At 47.8% G+C, this 16,130-nt stretch carries 10 protein-coding genes; all 10 read right to left on the bottom strand.

Annotation, left to right across the window (positions count from 1 at the left end):
- Nucleotides 1-92 precede the first annotated feature (92 nt).
- Nucleotides 93-1,295: a methionine adenosyltransferase gene (gene metK, locus GQY55_RS22055; protein WP_160044076.1), complete on the bottom strand. Its 1,203-nt coding sequence runs from the start codon at nucleotides 1,293-1,295 to the stop codon at nucleotides 93-95.
- Between the two features lie 442 nt (nucleotides 1,296-1,737).
- Nucleotides 1,738-2,016 (bottom strand): alpha/beta-type small acid-soluble spore protein, encoded by a 279-nt coding sequence (locus tag GQY55_RS22050; RefSeq protein ID WP_160044075.1) that lies wholly within the window; start codon nucleotides 2,014-2,016, stop codon nucleotides 1,738-1,740.
- 122 nt (nucleotides 2,017-2,138) lie between these two features.
- Complete coding sequence (locus GQY55_RS22045) at nucleotides 2,139-2,717, bottom strand: hypothetical protein (protein WP_160044074.1); 579 nt, start codon at nucleotides 2,715-2,717, stop codon at nucleotides 2,139-2,141.
- An 80-nt stretch (nucleotides 2,718-2,797) separates the two neighbouring features.
- The gene (locus tag GQY55_RS22040; protein ID WP_160044073.1) at nucleotides 2,798-5,845 is read right to left on the bottom strand and encodes an S-layer homology domain-containing protein; all 3,048 of its coding nucleotides are present in this window, start codon (nucleotides 5,843-5,845) and stop codon (nucleotides 2,798-2,800) included.
- A gap of 447 nt (nucleotides 5,846-6,292) precedes the next feature.
- On the bottom strand, nucleotides 6,293-6,634 hold the full coding sequence (locus tag GQY55_RS22035) for a hypothetical protein (RefSeq protein WP_160044072.1): 342 nt from the start codon (nucleotides 6,632-6,634) through the stop codon (nucleotides 6,293-6,295).
- Nucleotides 6,635-6,769: 135 nt separating this feature from the next.
- Nucleotides 6,770-10,756 carry an S-layer homology domain-containing protein gene (locus GQY55_RS22030; protein ID WP_160044071.1) on the bottom strand — a complete coding sequence of 1,329 codons (3,987 nt, stop codon included), beginning with the start codon at nucleotides 10,754-10,756 and terminating at the stop codon, nucleotides 6,770-6,772.
- Between the two features lie 226 nt (nucleotides 10,757-10,982).
- The gene (locus GQY55_RS22025; RefSeq protein WP_160044070.1) at nucleotides 10,983-12,107 is read right to left on the bottom strand and encodes a glycosyltransferase family 4 protein; all 1,125 of its coding nucleotides are present in this window, start codon (nucleotides 12,105-12,107) and stop codon (nucleotides 10,983-10,985) included.
- Between the two features lie 114 nt (nucleotides 12,108-12,221).
- Complete coding sequence (locus GQY55_RS22020; protein ID WP_236575786.1) at nucleotides 12,222-12,986, bottom strand: WecB/TagA/CpsF family glycosyltransferase; 765 nt, start codon at nucleotides 12,984-12,986, stop codon at nucleotides 12,222-12,224.
- A gap of 12 nt (nucleotides 12,987-12,998) precedes the next feature.
- The gene (gene csaB / locus GQY55_RS22015) at nucleotides 12,999-14,132 is read right to left on the bottom strand and encodes a polysaccharide pyruvyl transferase CsaB (protein WP_160044069.1); all 1,134 of its coding nucleotides are present in this window, start codon (nucleotides 14,130-14,132) and stop codon (nucleotides 12,999-13,001) included.
- Nucleotides 14,105-16,123: a DUF5693 family protein gene (locus tag GQY55_RS22010; protein ID WP_160044068.1), complete on the bottom strand. Its 2,019-nt coding sequence runs from the start codon at nucleotides 16,121-16,123 to the stop codon at nucleotides 14,105-14,107. The genes csaB and GQY55_RS22010 overlap by 28 nt, the downstream gene beginning before the upstream one ends.
- Nucleotides 16,124-16,130 lie beyond the last annotated feature (7 nt).

The raw sequence follows: 16,130 nt of genomic DNA, 5'->3' as shown, positions 1-16,130 counted from the left end.
ATGAGCATCTCCCGCAAAGTGAGAACTTACTTCGGTACGATTCATTGTCATGCGGGGACCTCAAAGAATTATAAACGAATAAGGGATAAAGCTTATAGACCCGCTTGCGCTTTCAGCTCTTCCACTTTATCTACGCGTTCCCAAGGAAGATCCACATCCGTCCGGCCAAAATGACCGTAAGCAGCGGTTTGCTTATAGATTGGGCGACGCAGATCCAGCATGCGGATAATGCCCGCAGGACGAAGATCGAAGTTGCCCCGGATCAGTTCTACCAGTTTCTCGTCGCTTACTTTGCCTGTGCCATACGTATCGACGTTGATGGACACCGGAGTAGCAACGCCAATCGCGTAAGCAAGCTGGATTTCGCATTTGTCGGCGAGTCCGGCTGCCACGATGTTTTTCGCCACATAACGAGCTGCATACGCCGCGGAACGGTCTACCTTCGTCGGATCCTTACCGGAGAACGCGCCGCCGCCATGGCGTGCGTAACCGCCGTAAGTATCGACGATGATTTTACGGCCTGTCAGCCCGGCATCCCCTTGAGGGCCGCCAATAACGAAACGTCCGGTTGGGTTAATGAAATATTTCGTTTGTTTATCCAGCAATTCGGCCGGTACAACTGGAAGTATAACCTTTTCCTTAATATCCGCTTGAATTTGCTCAAGCGTTACATCCTCAGAATGCTGCGTCGATACAACGATCGTGTCCACGCGTACCGGTTTGCCGTCGAGATACTCGATCGTCACTTGCGTTTTACCGTCCGGACGGAGGTACTCAAGTGTTCCGTTTTTGCGAACTTCGGACAGACGGCGTGCAATACGGTGGGACAATGCGATCGGAAGCGGCATAAGTTCAGGCGTTTCGTTCGTTGCAAAACCAAACATCAAACCTTGGTCGCCTGCCCCGATGTTTTCCGTTTCCTTGTCCACTTGAGCCGGATCGCGGTTTTCAAGGGCAGCGTTAACGCCTTGGGCGATATCGGCCGACTGTTCATTCAGCGACGTCAAAACAGCCATCGTATTGTAGTCAAAGCCGTATTTGGCGCGAGTATAACCGATTTCCTTAACCGTATTTCTAACAATAGCTGGGATATCTACATACTCGGATTTGGTACTGATTTCACCAATAACAAGCACGAGGCCCGTCGCAACCGAAACTTCGCAAGCTACGCGAGCGTTAGGATCATTTTCCAGAAATGCATCAAGCACCGCATCGGAGATTTGGTCGCAAATCTTGTCCGGATGTCCTTCCGTAACGGACTCTGAAGTAAACAGATGACGTCCTTTAACAGACATAGGTTCAACCTCCTAAGGATAAAATATTAAGAAAAACGTCAACCGACGTACTTTCACGGAAAACAAACCGCATTTTATCGGAGTTTTTCTTGCAATATAAGATCATGAAGTACCAAAGGCCACATTTTCTTATATCTAAAGAAAAACGTCTTCGACGTACTTTCTCTACAACGATGCCGCCAAGCAAGCGGCGATAAGTATGTCCTATACAAAAAATGAACCTTTTCCCAAGCAGGAAAAGGCTGCATGACAATCCTCAATGGTCATATTAACGCATTTGTCAACCTATGTCAACGAAAGGAGAAGCAATCCTCTATTTGCAAAAAAAGTTCCTTCTCGGGACCAAGGGACCCTTAATATGGGATTTGTATTGCTTTAAATGTAGATAAGAGTACTGAATACACTATGCCTTAATACATTCAAATACAACGAAGGTTCGAAATTACAACAAGCTTTGCTGAGCTTGGCGAACCAACCGCTTGGTCATTTCACCGCCTACGGATCCATTTTGACGGGAAGTCAAATGGCCGGCGTAAGTGCCTCCGCCTACAAACCCACCAACTGCCCCCAGCTCACCGGCAAATTCCGTATCTGCCGAGCCGCCGGACGATCCGTATGCCGAGCTCAACCCCAATTCGGCAGCAATTTCATATTTCATCTGATTTAATGCATGCCCGGATTCAGGAACGATTTTACGATTTCGATTATTTGATCTAGCCATTAAAAATGCACCTCCTGCATAGATGTACTGCAGGATTAGTATCTGTAAAATGCATGGCGTTAGACGTATAAATCATTGTTACTTATGGCAAAAATAAGGTTATAAAAGTGACTCATCTTTAATTATTGAATCGAATATCCACCGCGCACCATGACAATCAAATTGTATTTATTACCATCTTGCACCATAATGCCTCGCCCATTTCTTGGAAAAGAAAGCAAGTGGTTATTGCCTACGGCTTGTCCATTAGCAATATCTTTTCCATCCGTAAGGTCGGCTACGCCGTTGGCATCTTCACTGTATACCACGCCCTTGCCGCTGCGAATAATAAATTCAGTACCGGCTTTGGCAATCAGCTTTTCGCCTGGCTTCAGCGTAACAACCGACACCGTATTTTCAACGATCGTTGTTTCATCCTTGCCACCGGATGGCTTATCCGTGGCAGGTGGCGTTGTAGGATTGGTTGGTGGTGTCGTTGGTGTGGTTGGATTGGTTGGCGGCGTAGTTGTTGTGTTTCCGCCACCACCTAACGCTTTTTGGATTTGTTGATCTACGTAGCTTTTAGTGACAACAGGGTCGTCAGCTGTGCCAGGTTGACCTACAGAGCTAGCGCCTTGAGCTGTGATGTTGAAGATGGAGCCGAGGGCGATGCCAGCCAACGTTGTGACAACAACGGTCGGTATAATAAAGACTTTTTTCATTTGGACCTCCTTAGAATTATTATGCAAAAAAGGGACTAATGAGATATTCTCATTAGCCCCTCTTTCTTAAGAAGATATTATTAACGTCTTACAGAAGTTTGGAAATCTTCTGCAGCATTTCCTGCTTCGTCCGTTACAAACTTACCATTTGCGTTACCTTCAAGGTAAACTTCAAGGTTGAGGATGTCGTTTACAGACTTGATGTCAGAAGACTTAAACTGAACATACAATTTCTTTCCTTCCGTACGTGCATTAACAGTATCTGTAGGATTACCATTTACTGCAACTTTAAATGCGGAAGTTGTGAAGTATACTTTTACATTTTCAACAAATGTAAGTTCAGCTTCGTAGTAAGTAACTCCATTTACAGTGTTAGTCTTAATAACACTGCTCAAAGGATTTTTGTCATTTGCTTCTTTATCCAACACTGGAGCGATCTTATCGGCTACAGGTGTAGTTGGAATTTCTTCAAGGTAACGGCCATAACCATCAACGGATCTAATATCATTTTGTGCGACAGTTTTAAGCACAACACCGGACTCAGCAGGAATTACGTCGTTGTAGAACTTAAATTCAACCGATGTTTTTCCAGCAGATGCATTTACAATATTGGCAGAGAAGTCGCTAGAATTATACGTTTTGCCTCCTACTGTAAATTCAAAATCGGAAGCGAACAGACGAGTCAACTCACCTTTAAAGTCAGCAACGATTTTGTTTTTGGCTGTTGCTTTAACACTATCTTTGTCGACAGCAATATTCGAAGATTTGCGATCTTTCAAACTAACTGTTTTGTCAGATACAAAGTTTCCATCAGCATCAGAAATGTTAGTTGCACGGATGCTAACATTTCCTGCGTCGAAATTAACTTTAACATCTTTTCTAGGCACAGTCAGTTGTACAGTGTTAGAGCTGTAAAGTTTAATTTCAGTCGATGTGGATGGGAATGGATAGTAAGTTGATCCAACAACATAGTTGTATTTGTTTACATCCAGAGCACTTCCGCTACCAGTAGTTACGACAGGTTTATTAAACTGAACATTTACAACGTAGTTGTTGTCCTCGTCAACCGTATACCAAGCAGAGTTAAGCTCAATGTTACCTGCTTCAGTTGCAGTAAAGCTTACGCTTTGAGGAACAATAGTGTTTCCAATTGCCGTGTTATCACGAACACCTGCAACTTCAAGGGTGTATTTGCCAGAAGGCAATTTACCGATTGTTGTCAGAACAACTTTGTTTTTCAGTTTTTCATTGTTGTACTTGCTTACTGCGAATTTAGGTTCATTTACTGGATGGCCTTTAGTATCAAAGCCTTTACCAGTGAAAATGTCTCCATTTTCTTTTTTCAGCGTGAAGTTTTCTCTGTTAGCGATGTCAGTAGCATTTACATCTTTAGAGAATTCAACAGTGATTTTCGTAACATCGCCATCAACTTCGCTAGTTACGCCAGCTACAGTCGGACGAGTTGTATCCAATTGAGGCGTTACTTTAATTTGACGGTTAGCAGAGTTACCGCTGTAGTCAGTTACACCATCAACATAGATCGTGTTTTCACCCAAGCTCAATTGCTTATCTTTGTCGAAAGTCAAAATGAGCTTGTTGTCTTTAATTTTGTAATCAGCATTTTTGCTGCTGGAAGTATGATATACTTTGCTGATCGATTTTACGGATTCATTGAAAGTAATTTCAACTTTAGTAAGGTCCGTTGCTTTTACGGATTCAACTTCTGGTGCAGCCGTATCTTCAGCAACCGTCAGATCCGTCTCAACCGGAGCTACTTTGAAGTTTGCATAATCTTGAACATCTTGCACTGTCAAAGTGTGTTTACCAACACTCAGATCAGTAGTGATGAAGGCAATGTTCGGATAAGTATAATCTACATGTCCGGAAATGTTTTTGCCGTCAACTTTGTAGTTAGCCAAGTTTCTTGCAGTGGTTTGCGTTACTGGCTCAGAGAATACAACTTTGAACGCTTTTGTTCCCAAAGCTTTAGCTTCTTTAACTTGAGGAAGCTGAGTATCTACTGCAGAGAATTGAACTGTTTCATTGAAAGTCTTAGTGCCGCCAGCATTTTTGACGCCGTTAACTTTCAGGTTGTAAGTTTTTTGCGAAGACAATTTGCTGTCTTCTTGCAGCAACAGAGTTACGCTCTTCTTGTCGGAAGACAAAGTAGCGGACTCAAGTTTTGTAAATTCAGCAACTTTGTAGTTGTCTGCATTTTCAGCTGTTTGTTGGTCAAGCTCGCCATCAAAATTGATTACTACTTCTTTGTAGTTTGTACCGGAAGCAGAAACGATTTTTTGAGCGGCTGTTACAACCCAAGTCACTTTTGCAGTGATTTCTTGGCCAGCAGATGTTTTGAATTTCACTTCAGTTTCTTTGTTAGGCTCGAGGGCTTTTTCCAAAGTTACTTTTACAACTTCGCCGGAAGTCAAAGTGAACTCAATGTCTTTGCCGTTTTCAGCGATTTTGTATTCCTTTACGGAAAGGTTGATGATTTGGTCTGCTTGGTAAGCAGCGGTAACCAGCTGTTCGCGAGTAGCGTTAGCTTGGAAGTTGATGTCCTTAGCGATCAGACCTTTGTCGATTGCTACTTGAACATAACCTTTAGCCCAAGTGGACGCGCTGTTCTCAGCGTTGGCAGGCACTTCAAGTTTCAGTGCACGAACCAGTGCAGTAGCCATTTCTTCAACAGTTACTTTACCGTTGTAGTTGAAGATTTGTTTTACTTTGTCTTGGCCTTCCATGATGCCGGCAGCAGTTACTGCTTCGATGTAAGGAACAGCCCAGTTTTTAGCGTCGTAGCCTTTGTCTTTGTAAGACAGAGTGCCAGTTACTTCTTTCAGACCGAGAAGTTTAGTCAGGACTTTCGCGAACTCAGCGCGAGTCATGTCTCTTTCCAGGTGAGCTTGCTTGTCTGGATAGCCGTTGAAGATTCCTTTAGCTTCCAGGGAGTTGTATTTGTCTTGTACGGATACTGCGGAATCACCGAATGCTACAGAAGCAAACATGGAGAATGCCATTGCTGTAGACAAAGCGACTGTCAAAATTTTCTTCATAACCTTTTGTTCTCCTCCTTGAACTTTCATCACAATAGAGTTTTCTTTAATTGGGTAGCTCTTGTTACTCATAGTCACGTGCACCCCCTTTCCCGAGTCGGAGCAAAATTACATATAAATGATGTCTGTGACGAAATCACAGAAACTGGTAAACTTGGAATACGACAAAAAAAGAGTAGATTCCTAATCCTACCTAAGTATTATACAATGGGGTCAAGATGTCGTAAAGAACATTTTTCTAATTTATAGACAAATTTCTTCTACAGGACATTGTTGGATACGCCCATCGTAATTGACTCTACATCTTAGACGCACGCGGTTATAAAAAGTTGCACCTTTTTTAAAAAAATTTCAAATTTGTTACCCAGGGGCGGAAATCATGCCTTCATCCATGGCTTGTACAAGAAAAATGTGGAAAGAAGGGGACTTTGGCAATTGGAAATTCATTCGTGAAAATAAAAAAAGAACGCCTGGCGGCGTTCATTATGTTCCATAAACGAGTGCAATAGTTACAAAATATTAACGGATTTTCATGGCCAAAGAAATGATCTGAGCACGCATCTCCGGATCGGAGTTGAGGTTCTCGTACATTTGCTCAATCGGCTGTTTGTTTTCACGGTATGTTTTTTCGTGCTTGATCGTGGTATGGGACCACTCGATCAGAGCATTTTCGGACTGCAGCAATTCGTTATAGGCATCATGAAAGCCCGTTTCCAGTACAAGGCCTTCCATAACTTCTTGAGTAACTTCTCTCGTTTTGCGAGTCATCTCAATTTTCTTCTCCAATGTGCTGGCCTTGTTCTCAAATTTGGTTTTTGCTTTCATATAGTCCAACTGAGCTTTGGAATAGATCGGTTTCATAAGATAGCCTTCACCCTTTAAATAGTAAATTGTATTTCTACGTCATTGTATCCTAAACATCGACAAATTACAAAGATATGTAATTGGAAAAAGATATGGGAGCCGGAAATTCCGGCTCCCGTTGCTTGTTTATGCTTACATTTTAGGCAGTTTTTTGAGGTCAGCCATGACCTTGCCCATGATGATGGCCGCGTCGCCGCGGAGCATATTGGCGGTAGGGTTGAACATGTAACCCCGTTTCGGATCCGCCGCGTCGACAGGCGAACCTTGAATGAAGCCTTTTTTGGCGATCGCCAACACCGAAGGCTGCGCATAGTAGTCGATGCTTGCGTAGTCTTTAAAATATTTCTGCAGGTCCTTCGTAATTTTGGCGCGGTCGGTCTCCAGCTTCAGGTTCAGCGCCTTGGCGATCATCACCGAAGCGTCCTGGCGGGTAATGGCGCTTTCCGCGTCGAAGAACTGCGGCTGGGCCCCTCTCGTAATGCCTTCCCGCGCCGCCGTCTCGATGTATCTGAAATCCCATAGTCCATCGACGTTAATGCTGGTGAGCGAGCTTGGAATATCGGAGAAGTGTTTAGGCCCCTGATAGTTCAAAGGAATTTCCAGCGCCCTAATGATCGCGCGCACGAATTCAGCCCGGGAAATGTACAAGTCCGTACCGAAGCGTTCCGACGGATCGAATGCATTCATGACGCCTTTGGCATAGATGGTTTCGATGAAATCTCTGCCGTACGGATGCTGAACCACGTCGTTGTAGGAATATCCCAATTTGGCTACGACATAATATCCGAAACGGTCAAACGGCACTTTAATCGTATGTTTTTTCGCATCGACGACGCCGCCGATGTTTTCCCATTTTTGCAGCTCCGGATCAAAACGGAACACCGTGACCAGTCGGCCTGCATCCTGCGAAATGTTGGCGTCATAGTTCAGCGTCAGCGTACCGCGTTTGGACGGTATCAGCTCGTTCATGCTTTCTCTATTATAGAAGCTTCTCACATCCGAACCTGGAAGCTGATAAGGGTCGGAACCGTGTGTAACCGGGTCGTACACCTTATCCGTGTTGATATCGTCGGCCGTGCCCGGGTCAATCCAGAATACCGGGCTTGATTTGACGAACCGCTGCTGGAAGTTGCCGATGAAAAGCTGCTTGCCAAGCGCGATTTCATTGTCAAAGTTGGCTACAGGCACTTCAAATTCGCGTCTGTCGACGACCCCGTCATCGCTGTTGGCAATGGCGAACAAAACGTCATGCCCGGAGAACACTTGGTTTTTGAACTGATCGGCCACGTTGTAGTCTCTCCGGATCAGGCTTGTGCCTTTTGGAAAGGTCAACGACAGGTTGCCGTCAAAAACCTTGTGGGAGTTTTTCATCGTTTCCAAATACTGCGCGCCCGGAATGCTCGTAGGCACGTATTTTACGGTAATATAGTCTTTCAGCTGGTCTTTTCCGACAAAAACCGTGATGTCGATCTTGTTGTCCTTGTTTGGTTTGAGATCTTTCACGATCGCCTTGTAAGCGTTCGGATAATCGATGCCGTTGGATGGATCATAGTCGGCGTCAAAAGCGAATTTCGTCGCTTCCTGTTTGCCGATCATCACTTTCGAGGCATTGTCGGAAGATACGATGACCTCAACATAGTTCTGATTCACCAGTCTTCTTCCTTCAAGCGGACGAATGATCTGGAACGGCGCCGTTTTGTAGGTTACTTCAAGGCGATAGGTTGCCGTAGGACCGCCTTCCCCGCTGTTGTAAACCGTAATGTTATACACGATCGGACTGCCGTTTAGCGGCAAAGTTTGATTCAAAAGCTTAAAGCTGAATGTTTGGGTTTCATAGTCATAATAAACGTTCAGATTCGGGTTGGTATTGCCGTTTGAGCTGTTAAATACATCGCCAGGGCTCTTTAATGCGTAAAATCTTTGATCCATGGACCATGTGTATTCCTGGGTTTTGCCGTCGGTCGTAGGCGTCGAGATTTTAATCATGTATTTGGAATTGCTGGTTGCATTTGTTAACAGTTTGCTTTCTACCGCGCTTTTGGTTTGACCCAAGTCGATAAAATCAAACGTTCCGTACACGTTCATTTTTTTCTCGGATGTCGTGTACACGGAGCCCGATTGTTCGAACTTTTTGTCTTTCGGATCCGGAACCGGATCGTTGTTGTCGATGCTGTACGGGAATACCCCTACCGAATTTGGCACCGGAATGACAGGCACGTTCAAAGGCACGTAGCTGATATTGATCGATTTTTCATACGAATTTTTCGGAGACTTGAACACGAATTTAATGATATTGTTGCCCGGGAACAATGCTGTGTAAGCTTTGTTTTCGTCCGCCGAGGCGATTTTGAACTTCGAAGGGTCGTTCGGATCCGTGGGTTCAAGACTCACGAGCGTATTGTTGATATACAAAAAGATCGTCTGATCCTTGCCGCTGTATTTGATCTCGGTGTCGTTTGCGACATTCATCAGTTGTCCTTTAAAATAATCCACGTCTTTCATGACGTTGTCTTTCAAGTTCGGATTATTCGTGTCCATTTCGATTTTCATGTCGTCATACAGCGAAGTAAATTGAACGTATGGACCGTACAGCAAGGTCACCGGAACGGTGAGCTCCGAGCCTGCAACGTTGTTGGCTTGGAAGGTAATCTTCTGATAGCCGGCTGCCGGAAGTTTGTCTACCTTGATGATGATGCGCTGCAGTTCAACTTGATTTCCGTTAACGTTTTTAACGACTCTTTCGGAAGCCAGTACCACGGGCTGCGTGAAAGGCGACAGAGCATTGCCTTTGGCGTCCGTGATCCCTGTAATTGTAATGTTACTGACGCTTGCCCCGTTGGCGACCAATACTTCCATAGCGATCGGCAAGGAGAAGATGTTCGCGCCGCTCAGCGGCGTGCCCGAAAGGTTCAATAATTGCGACGTGCTCATTCCGCTGCTGTATCCGGACAAATAATTGACTTCTTGAATAAACGGCTTATTTTTATCCCGCAATGTCAGACCTACGGTCGAGGTGACGCCGGTGCCGGTAGTTCCGTCCGCCGCGGTCAGCGTAATGTTGATCAGGCTGTCAAACTGCGCCGAAGCAGGAGCCACGCCCGAGAACTCGACCAACATGTAATCGTTGGAGCTTTCCAGCACGGTTACAGGCGCCGTTCCGCTGCCGGATGCCCCGTTCGCAAAAGCATAACCCAGATAGGTCGACAGGGCTGTCGCGTCCGGCAATTGGCCGTTTTTGATCGGGATGATCGCTTTACCTTTGACGGTAATCGCCGTGCTGCTTACATTGAAGTTAGGGAAAGACGACAGGTCCGGCGATACATCGGTTCCGTTCGTCGCTTTTACGTCGAAAAAGGTAACCTTCCCGTTATAAAACGTAATTTCACGGCTGGTTTCCAGCGTTTGGTTTTGGTTCAACACTTTGATTTTGACGATGTTGCTTCCGCTGTTAACATTGATCGGCGAAGCAAAAAACTTATAGTTGTTGTAGCTCGAAACCGAATACGTCCAGCTGCGTCCGTTGACCTCGACCGTTACCTTTTCTGCGCTTGGCGCATAACCGGAGATGCTGATGTCCGTTTTGGTCTTGCCATACGCGGGGCTTCCCGCGGAAGCCGTCAATACGGCCGGGCTGTCTTCTTTCAATTCCACGGCTTGGCTGCCGTCCACCAAATTGGCTTTCAGGTCATAAATCGTCGGGCCGTTGCGGTACTCGACATAGATCGAATCTTCGACCTGCGTCGTCCCCTGCAATCCTTTAAACGTAATCCGGTTCAATCCGGAAAACAGCTTAATGTTGGACACCGTGATTTTGCCGTTGTTGACGATGATGTTGCCGGTCTGTCCTTCGTTTGAGTTGACGATGGAAGTCGTTCCGTCCGCCTTCTTCGTCAATTGGTATACGCTGTAGGAGATTTGCTTGTCATTGACTCCGTTCAGCGTACCCGTCAAGCTGACGCGGTCTTCATTAACAAGGCGCGCCGAGTTGGCGTCATACTGTTCGTTCGGAAAAATAAAAAAGGTGCCCGCTTGCGCTGCGCTTGCCTTACTCGCAAAGGAAGCCGGCAACAAACCTATGACCAGGGCTACCGTCAAAAATACAGATAGGATCCTCTTCAAAATCATTTCCCTCCTGTTTATGCATTTATCTAATTTATCGGCACCAATCTATCGATAATTTAGAAAAAGCTAACAATAAAAAAACCTTTCCTCAAGAGCATCCAACTTGATCGCTTTATTCATGGCCGCACCCGTCCGTCAAAAAGCAATAAAAAAACGCCTCACCTCAGTGCAGCGTTCTCCATATAAATTAAATATAATGGCATGAATCCATGTCCTTAAAACTTCACTTCGAACCTCGTTCCGCGCTTGCCTTCATCCTAAGCCTTGCAACCAAATCCAGAATTGGACGTTTCGTCTTGCCGACAAGGCCGATGACCTCGGCGCCGATTTGCATAAAAAACATCATCACGCAGATAACGACGAAGGTGACCCAATTCGCTTCATACATCGCGGCGGAGGACTGAATGACAGCCAGGACGCCGAAAAAGGCGGCGATGCCGTATACGATGAGGACAGACTGGCGGTGGCTGAAGCCAATTTCCCGCAAGCAATGATGCAGGTGACCCTTGTCCGGAGCGAAAATCGGTTTCTTCTGGATCCAGCGACGCACGATGGCGAAAAACGTATCCGACAACGGCACGCCGATGATGATAAGCGGTGTAATAAACGAAACGATCGCGATTTGCTTAAATCCGAGCATGGACAACATCGCCAGGCAGAAGCCAAGGAACAACGAGCCCGTATCCCCCATAAAGATCTGTGCCGGGTGGAAGTTAAAGAACAGGAATCCGACCACAGCTCCAAGCAGCAGCAGGCACAGCAGCGCAACCGTCAGGTTGCCCATCAGCAGGGACATGACCAGGATCGTCCCGATCGCAATGCCCGAAACCCCTGCAGCCAACCCGTCCAGACCGTCGATCAGGTTGATGGCGTTCGTGACGCCGACGATCCAGAAAATCGTAAGCGGGATGGCAATCCAGCTTTCGAGCGACGAATAGGAATTGTTAAATGGTATATTCACAAAATCGACGGTGATGCCGAATCCGAAAACGACGATACACGCGGCGACGATTTGTCCAAGCAGCTTTACCTTCGCCGACAGCTCAAACCGGTCATCCAAAGCACCGATCAGGACAATCAGCGAGCCCCCCGTCAAGAAGGCTTTAATAAAATTCGCATCCCGAGTGGAAAAGTGATCTGCGACAAATGGAAGGACGGCAAACATGGACAGCATAAATGCCAAAAATATCGCCAATCCGCCAAGCCGGGGCATGATTTTCGTATGCACTTTTCGGGCGTTCGGAACATCGACGGCGCCGATCTTAATCGCAAATTTTTTCACCAGCGGCGTTAACAGCAGTGCCAAAGCCAATGACACGATACATCCGATGATGGCTATCATTAACATGTGTACGTTCAACCCCCATTTTCATTACCGGATTGAATTATACTCTCATCAAAAAAATAAAACCAATCCTGTTTTTTAGCAAAAAATCGGGTTTTTGCAGCTCATTTCAATCTTTTATCTGGGTTTTGTCACGTTTTCTTTATCCCGCATCACTTTTAAGGCGAATTTCGGCAGCGCAAGCATTCTCGCAGCCCGCGTCGGCTCCCGCAGCAGCCGGTAGAACCATTCGAGGCGCAGTTTTTGGAACAGCTTCGGCGCCCGTTTGGACTTGCCTGAAATGACGTCGAAACTTCCGCCGACGCCCATCATCAGCGGCACGCCAAGCTGCTCCTTATACCGGGCAATCCAAGGTTCCTGCGTATCCGCCCCCCGTGCCACGAAAAGCAGATCCGGAGCCGCTTTGCGGATTTCGGCGATCACTTCCGCATCCTGATCCGCCTTGAAAAATCCGTCGCGGTATCCGGCGATTTCGACGCCGGGATATTGCAAATGTAACCTCTCCGCGGTAGCCTGAATCACGTCCGGCGTCGAGCCAAGCAAATATACCTTCCAATGGTAGTCTTCTCCGACCCTCAGCAATTCATGTAACAGGTCGAAACCGGGCACGCGCTCCTGAACAGGCATCCCCGTTTTGGCGGCCGCCCAGACGACGCCGGTCCCGTCCGGAACCAACAGCTCGGCGTTCTTCATCACCTGCATGTAGTCCGGTTCTTCCAGCGCCTTCATCACCATAATCGGATTGGCGGTAATGATCTGGACAGGCCTGCGTTCTTCCGATTGCAACATATGGGTTAAATACTTGACGGTATCCTCCATCCCCCATCTGCAAATCTGCAAACCGTAGATGGACACCGTAGGTATCTGTTCGAATTGGTTCACGGTCTAATCCCCTTATCCTTTACTGCTCAAAAAATCGATGATATGCCGCGCAGGCTCCTGCGCTTCCCGCTTCAATCCGTCGACGCGCGGTTTGGCCTGATCCTTCCAACCTTGCGGGTCGGACAGCAGGCGGGACATTTCCGACGCAAGCTTGGCCGGATTGAGCGAACGGCTTGTTCCGATCGGCGAAATATCGAGCCTTTTCAAAAAATGGTCGATTTTCGGATCGTACGAAATGCCGATCAGAGGCACAAGCCGGTTCGCGGCATAAATCAAACTGTGAAGACGCATGCCGATCACAAGATCGCAGCGCCCCACTTCAGCCAACATTTGCCGCGGATGAACCGCCTCCCGGCATACCGAAATTTTGCTGCCGCCGGAAGCGATGTCCCCCAGCTGCTGGATAATTTCCTGCGAAGCCTTCTCGTCGCCCGGAAAATGGAACGGAAGGAACCGCAGATGGACAGGCTGTTTCCCGCAAAGCATCCGAAGCCCTTCGGCGATCCCGCGCAGTTCCCGGCGCTGCTCATCCCAGTAGCGGACCGAAATGCCGATGACCGGCAGCTGTGGATCTTCAGTTGAACCGACAGGCCCCGGACCTTCCGCTTCGGGCGTTAATCCCATCACGGGATCGGGAACGACCTGAATACGCCCCCTTTCAAGGCCCATGCTTTGCAGCAGCTCTGCGGATTGATCGTCGCGCACGGAAATGTATTCGCATTTTTTAAACGTACCTTTGATGAGAGGATAAAACAGTTTCCGGTTCACCGGACCGACCCCCTGGGAGTAAATGAACACCGGCTTGTTCAGCCATTGCGCCAGTTTGATGACTCCCAGGTAATACGGAATGGTTTTGGTTCCGGTGGCGTCCTGCAGCAGGCTGCCGCCCCCGCTGATCAAGCCGCTGCTGTTCTTTAGGGCGTTTCTCACTTCGCCCAGCTTCATCCGGTGCACCGCCTGCACGCCATACGTCGACGACGTCCACTCCGGATCGATCGAAAGCACGACGGGGTTGATTTTGACCCCCGCCTGCTTTCCCTGCTCTTCCAGCGCCGTCAGGATGGATTGCAGCACGGCCTCGTCGCCGCTGTTTTTAAAGCCGTAATAACCCGAGATGACTATTGTTTTCTGAGGCGAGGTGACCATTTTTTCCAACATCCTTCCGCGATTTGCCATACCAAGATAGCGATCAGTCCGAGGATCAATCCGATTCCCATACCCAACAGGTCACGGGCAAGCGAAATTTTCATCGGCGAATGAATATGGGCAAACGTATCGACCATGGACAACTGTCCCATGACGGCGACGATCATAAGATAAACGGCATTCCGGTATCTGATGGACAGGAATATTCCAAGCAGGAACAGCGGATGTCCCGCGAAGATTTCCTTATTCCGCGGACGCACATGGAACGTATTTTCCAGGAACGGACGGATCACCATCTCGATGGAGCTGACCTTGCCTCCGTTGCCCGTTCTGCTCAAATAATACATGCCGACGCCGGCGATCAGAACGCCCGCGACCACCCACAGCAGCGTAATCGGCGTTCTGAAGAGCTTGCCGATCTGCTGGAACGGCTTTCCGCCCCGGTACAAAATGACGAACACCGCGATCAGCAGAATCGGCGCCGCATGCAGCAGGCTTACGCCGCGGAACTGGTTCAGCACCAAGCTGTACGTGATATTGTTAAGCAGCGCAATGACAAACGGAATCGCCGCCATTGAAATAATGGATGTTTTGATGAACAGGACGATCGCATGCGCGATACGGCGTCCTGTAGACAGCTGCGAATCGGCGTTATTCAGCGCATTGAGCTTGCGGACCGCAAGGATCATCGCTACCGTCGGGCCGCTGATGGCCACGAACAGGGCAAGCGCCTGTTCAAACAACGTCGGTTTCAGGACATACAACCCCGCGCTGCCGATGAGCCCGAGCACGAAAGCCGGCAAAGTAAGCAGCGGCAGGAAATACGAAACCATCAGCGCAATAAAGGCGACTCCGCCAAGCACAACAACCATTTTGAAATAATGCTGCAGGGAGGAATCGGTAATATGGAATGCTTCCGCGCGTCCCATAGTAAATCCGTTTTTCTCCATCTGCTTGATGGCATGGCCAGGCTCGTCCAAACTTTTAATGATGTTGTCGATCGAATTGGTGACCGTCGCTTTGGCCGCGTTTTTGCTGGCTGCCGTATTGATGTACAGCATCCGGATGTTCCGGTCTTTGGTCGCCAAGGCAAAACGGTCGGCAATCGTGTCTTCATCCAGCTGGGCATCCTTATCGCTCAAAGAATACAAACGGACCACATTATAATGAATGTAATACGCGAGCTGGTTCATGCCTGCCTGCGGTTTTTTCGTGTTTTCGATCGCCGCAATGCCGATGCCATGCTGATTCAGCAGGTTCGCGAAGCTTTGCAGGCTGTGTTTATCCTTATTATCGTTGAATCCTTTAACAGTGTCCCCTTCGAACAAAATCCGCTTGACGTCATTCGCTTCATAATAAGCAAGCAGCTTGTCCATCGCCTCCTGATCGTAAGGAAGGCTGTCGGACATCCGCGGCACGATGTGGAACCCTTTGCTCCGCAGCATTTCGAACGCAATCGGGTCCGGCTGCATCGGTTTCAGGGCGGCATCCTCCGGCGAAGTTTCGATAATCAGGCCTTTTTGGTTATGGAACTCCCAAGGTTTTACGTTAATATCCAAACTTTTAAACGTGTCCTCAATGAGCGGCGTTAACCGGCCTGCGTTTTCTTCATTGGTAAACAGAATATACGTGAAATTTTCATCCGTCGGAACGACGCTTTGCGTCATTTGGGCAATGTCTTGGGCGTTATAGACCATGAGACGCCGGGATTTTTTGAAATCGTCCAGCGTGCTTTCGAACATGGCCATGCTCGTAATCCCGGCCGCTTTTAATTTATCCAACTGCTCCTGTATAAATTGCTCCGGATGCGCCTGGTATGAAGCCACTTCCGCCAAGCCGCGGTAATTGAATACCAACTCCACGTTGCTCGCTGATGATTCCGTTTGGTATCGGTCGTACGCCACCGGCATTGCGGCGATGATGCCAATTACGACCAGGATCCACAGCCATTTGCGCGATGCCGTGCTCCAGCGCTGCCATTTTTGATGCACCAAAAGT

It is taken from the genome of Paenibacillus sp. USDA918EY, assembly GCF_009870825.1.
Classification (GTDB): domain Bacteria; phylum Bacillota; class Bacilli; order Paenibacillales; family Paenibacillaceae; genus Paenibacillus_AQ; species Paenibacillus_AQ albilobatus.
This window is presented reverse-complemented; position numbering and strand designations above follow the sequence as displayed.

Excerpts from the sequence above, each read along its gene's own strand:
- metK (WP_160044076.1), bottom strand. The coding sequence starts at position 1,295 with ATGTCTGTTAAAGGACGTCATCTGTTTACTTCAGAGTCCGTTACGGAA.
- GQY55_RS22050 (WP_160044075.1), bottom strand. The coding sequence starts at position 2,016 with ATGGCTAGATCAAATAATCGAAATCGTAAAATCGTTCCTGAATCCGGG.
- GQY55_RS22045 (WP_160044074.1), bottom strand. The coding sequence starts at position 2,717 with ATGAAAAAAGTCTTTATTATACCGACCGTTGTTGTCACAACGTTGGCT.
- GQY55_RS22040 (WP_160044073.1), bottom strand. The coding sequence starts at position 5,845 with ATGAGTAACAAGAGCTACCCAATTAAAGAAAACTCTATTGTGATGAAA.
- GQY55_RS22035 (WP_160044072.1), bottom strand. The coding sequence starts at position 6,634 with ATGAAACCGATCTATTCCAAAGCTCAGTTGGACTATATGAAAGCAAAA.
- GQY55_RS22025 (WP_160044070.1), bottom strand. The coding sequence starts at position 12,107 with ATGTTAATGATAGCCATCATCGGATGTATCGTGTCATTGGCTTTGGCA.
- csaB (WP_160044069.1), bottom strand. The coding sequence starts at position 14,132 with ATGGTCACCTCGCCTCAGAAAACAATAGTCATCTCGGGTTATTACGGC.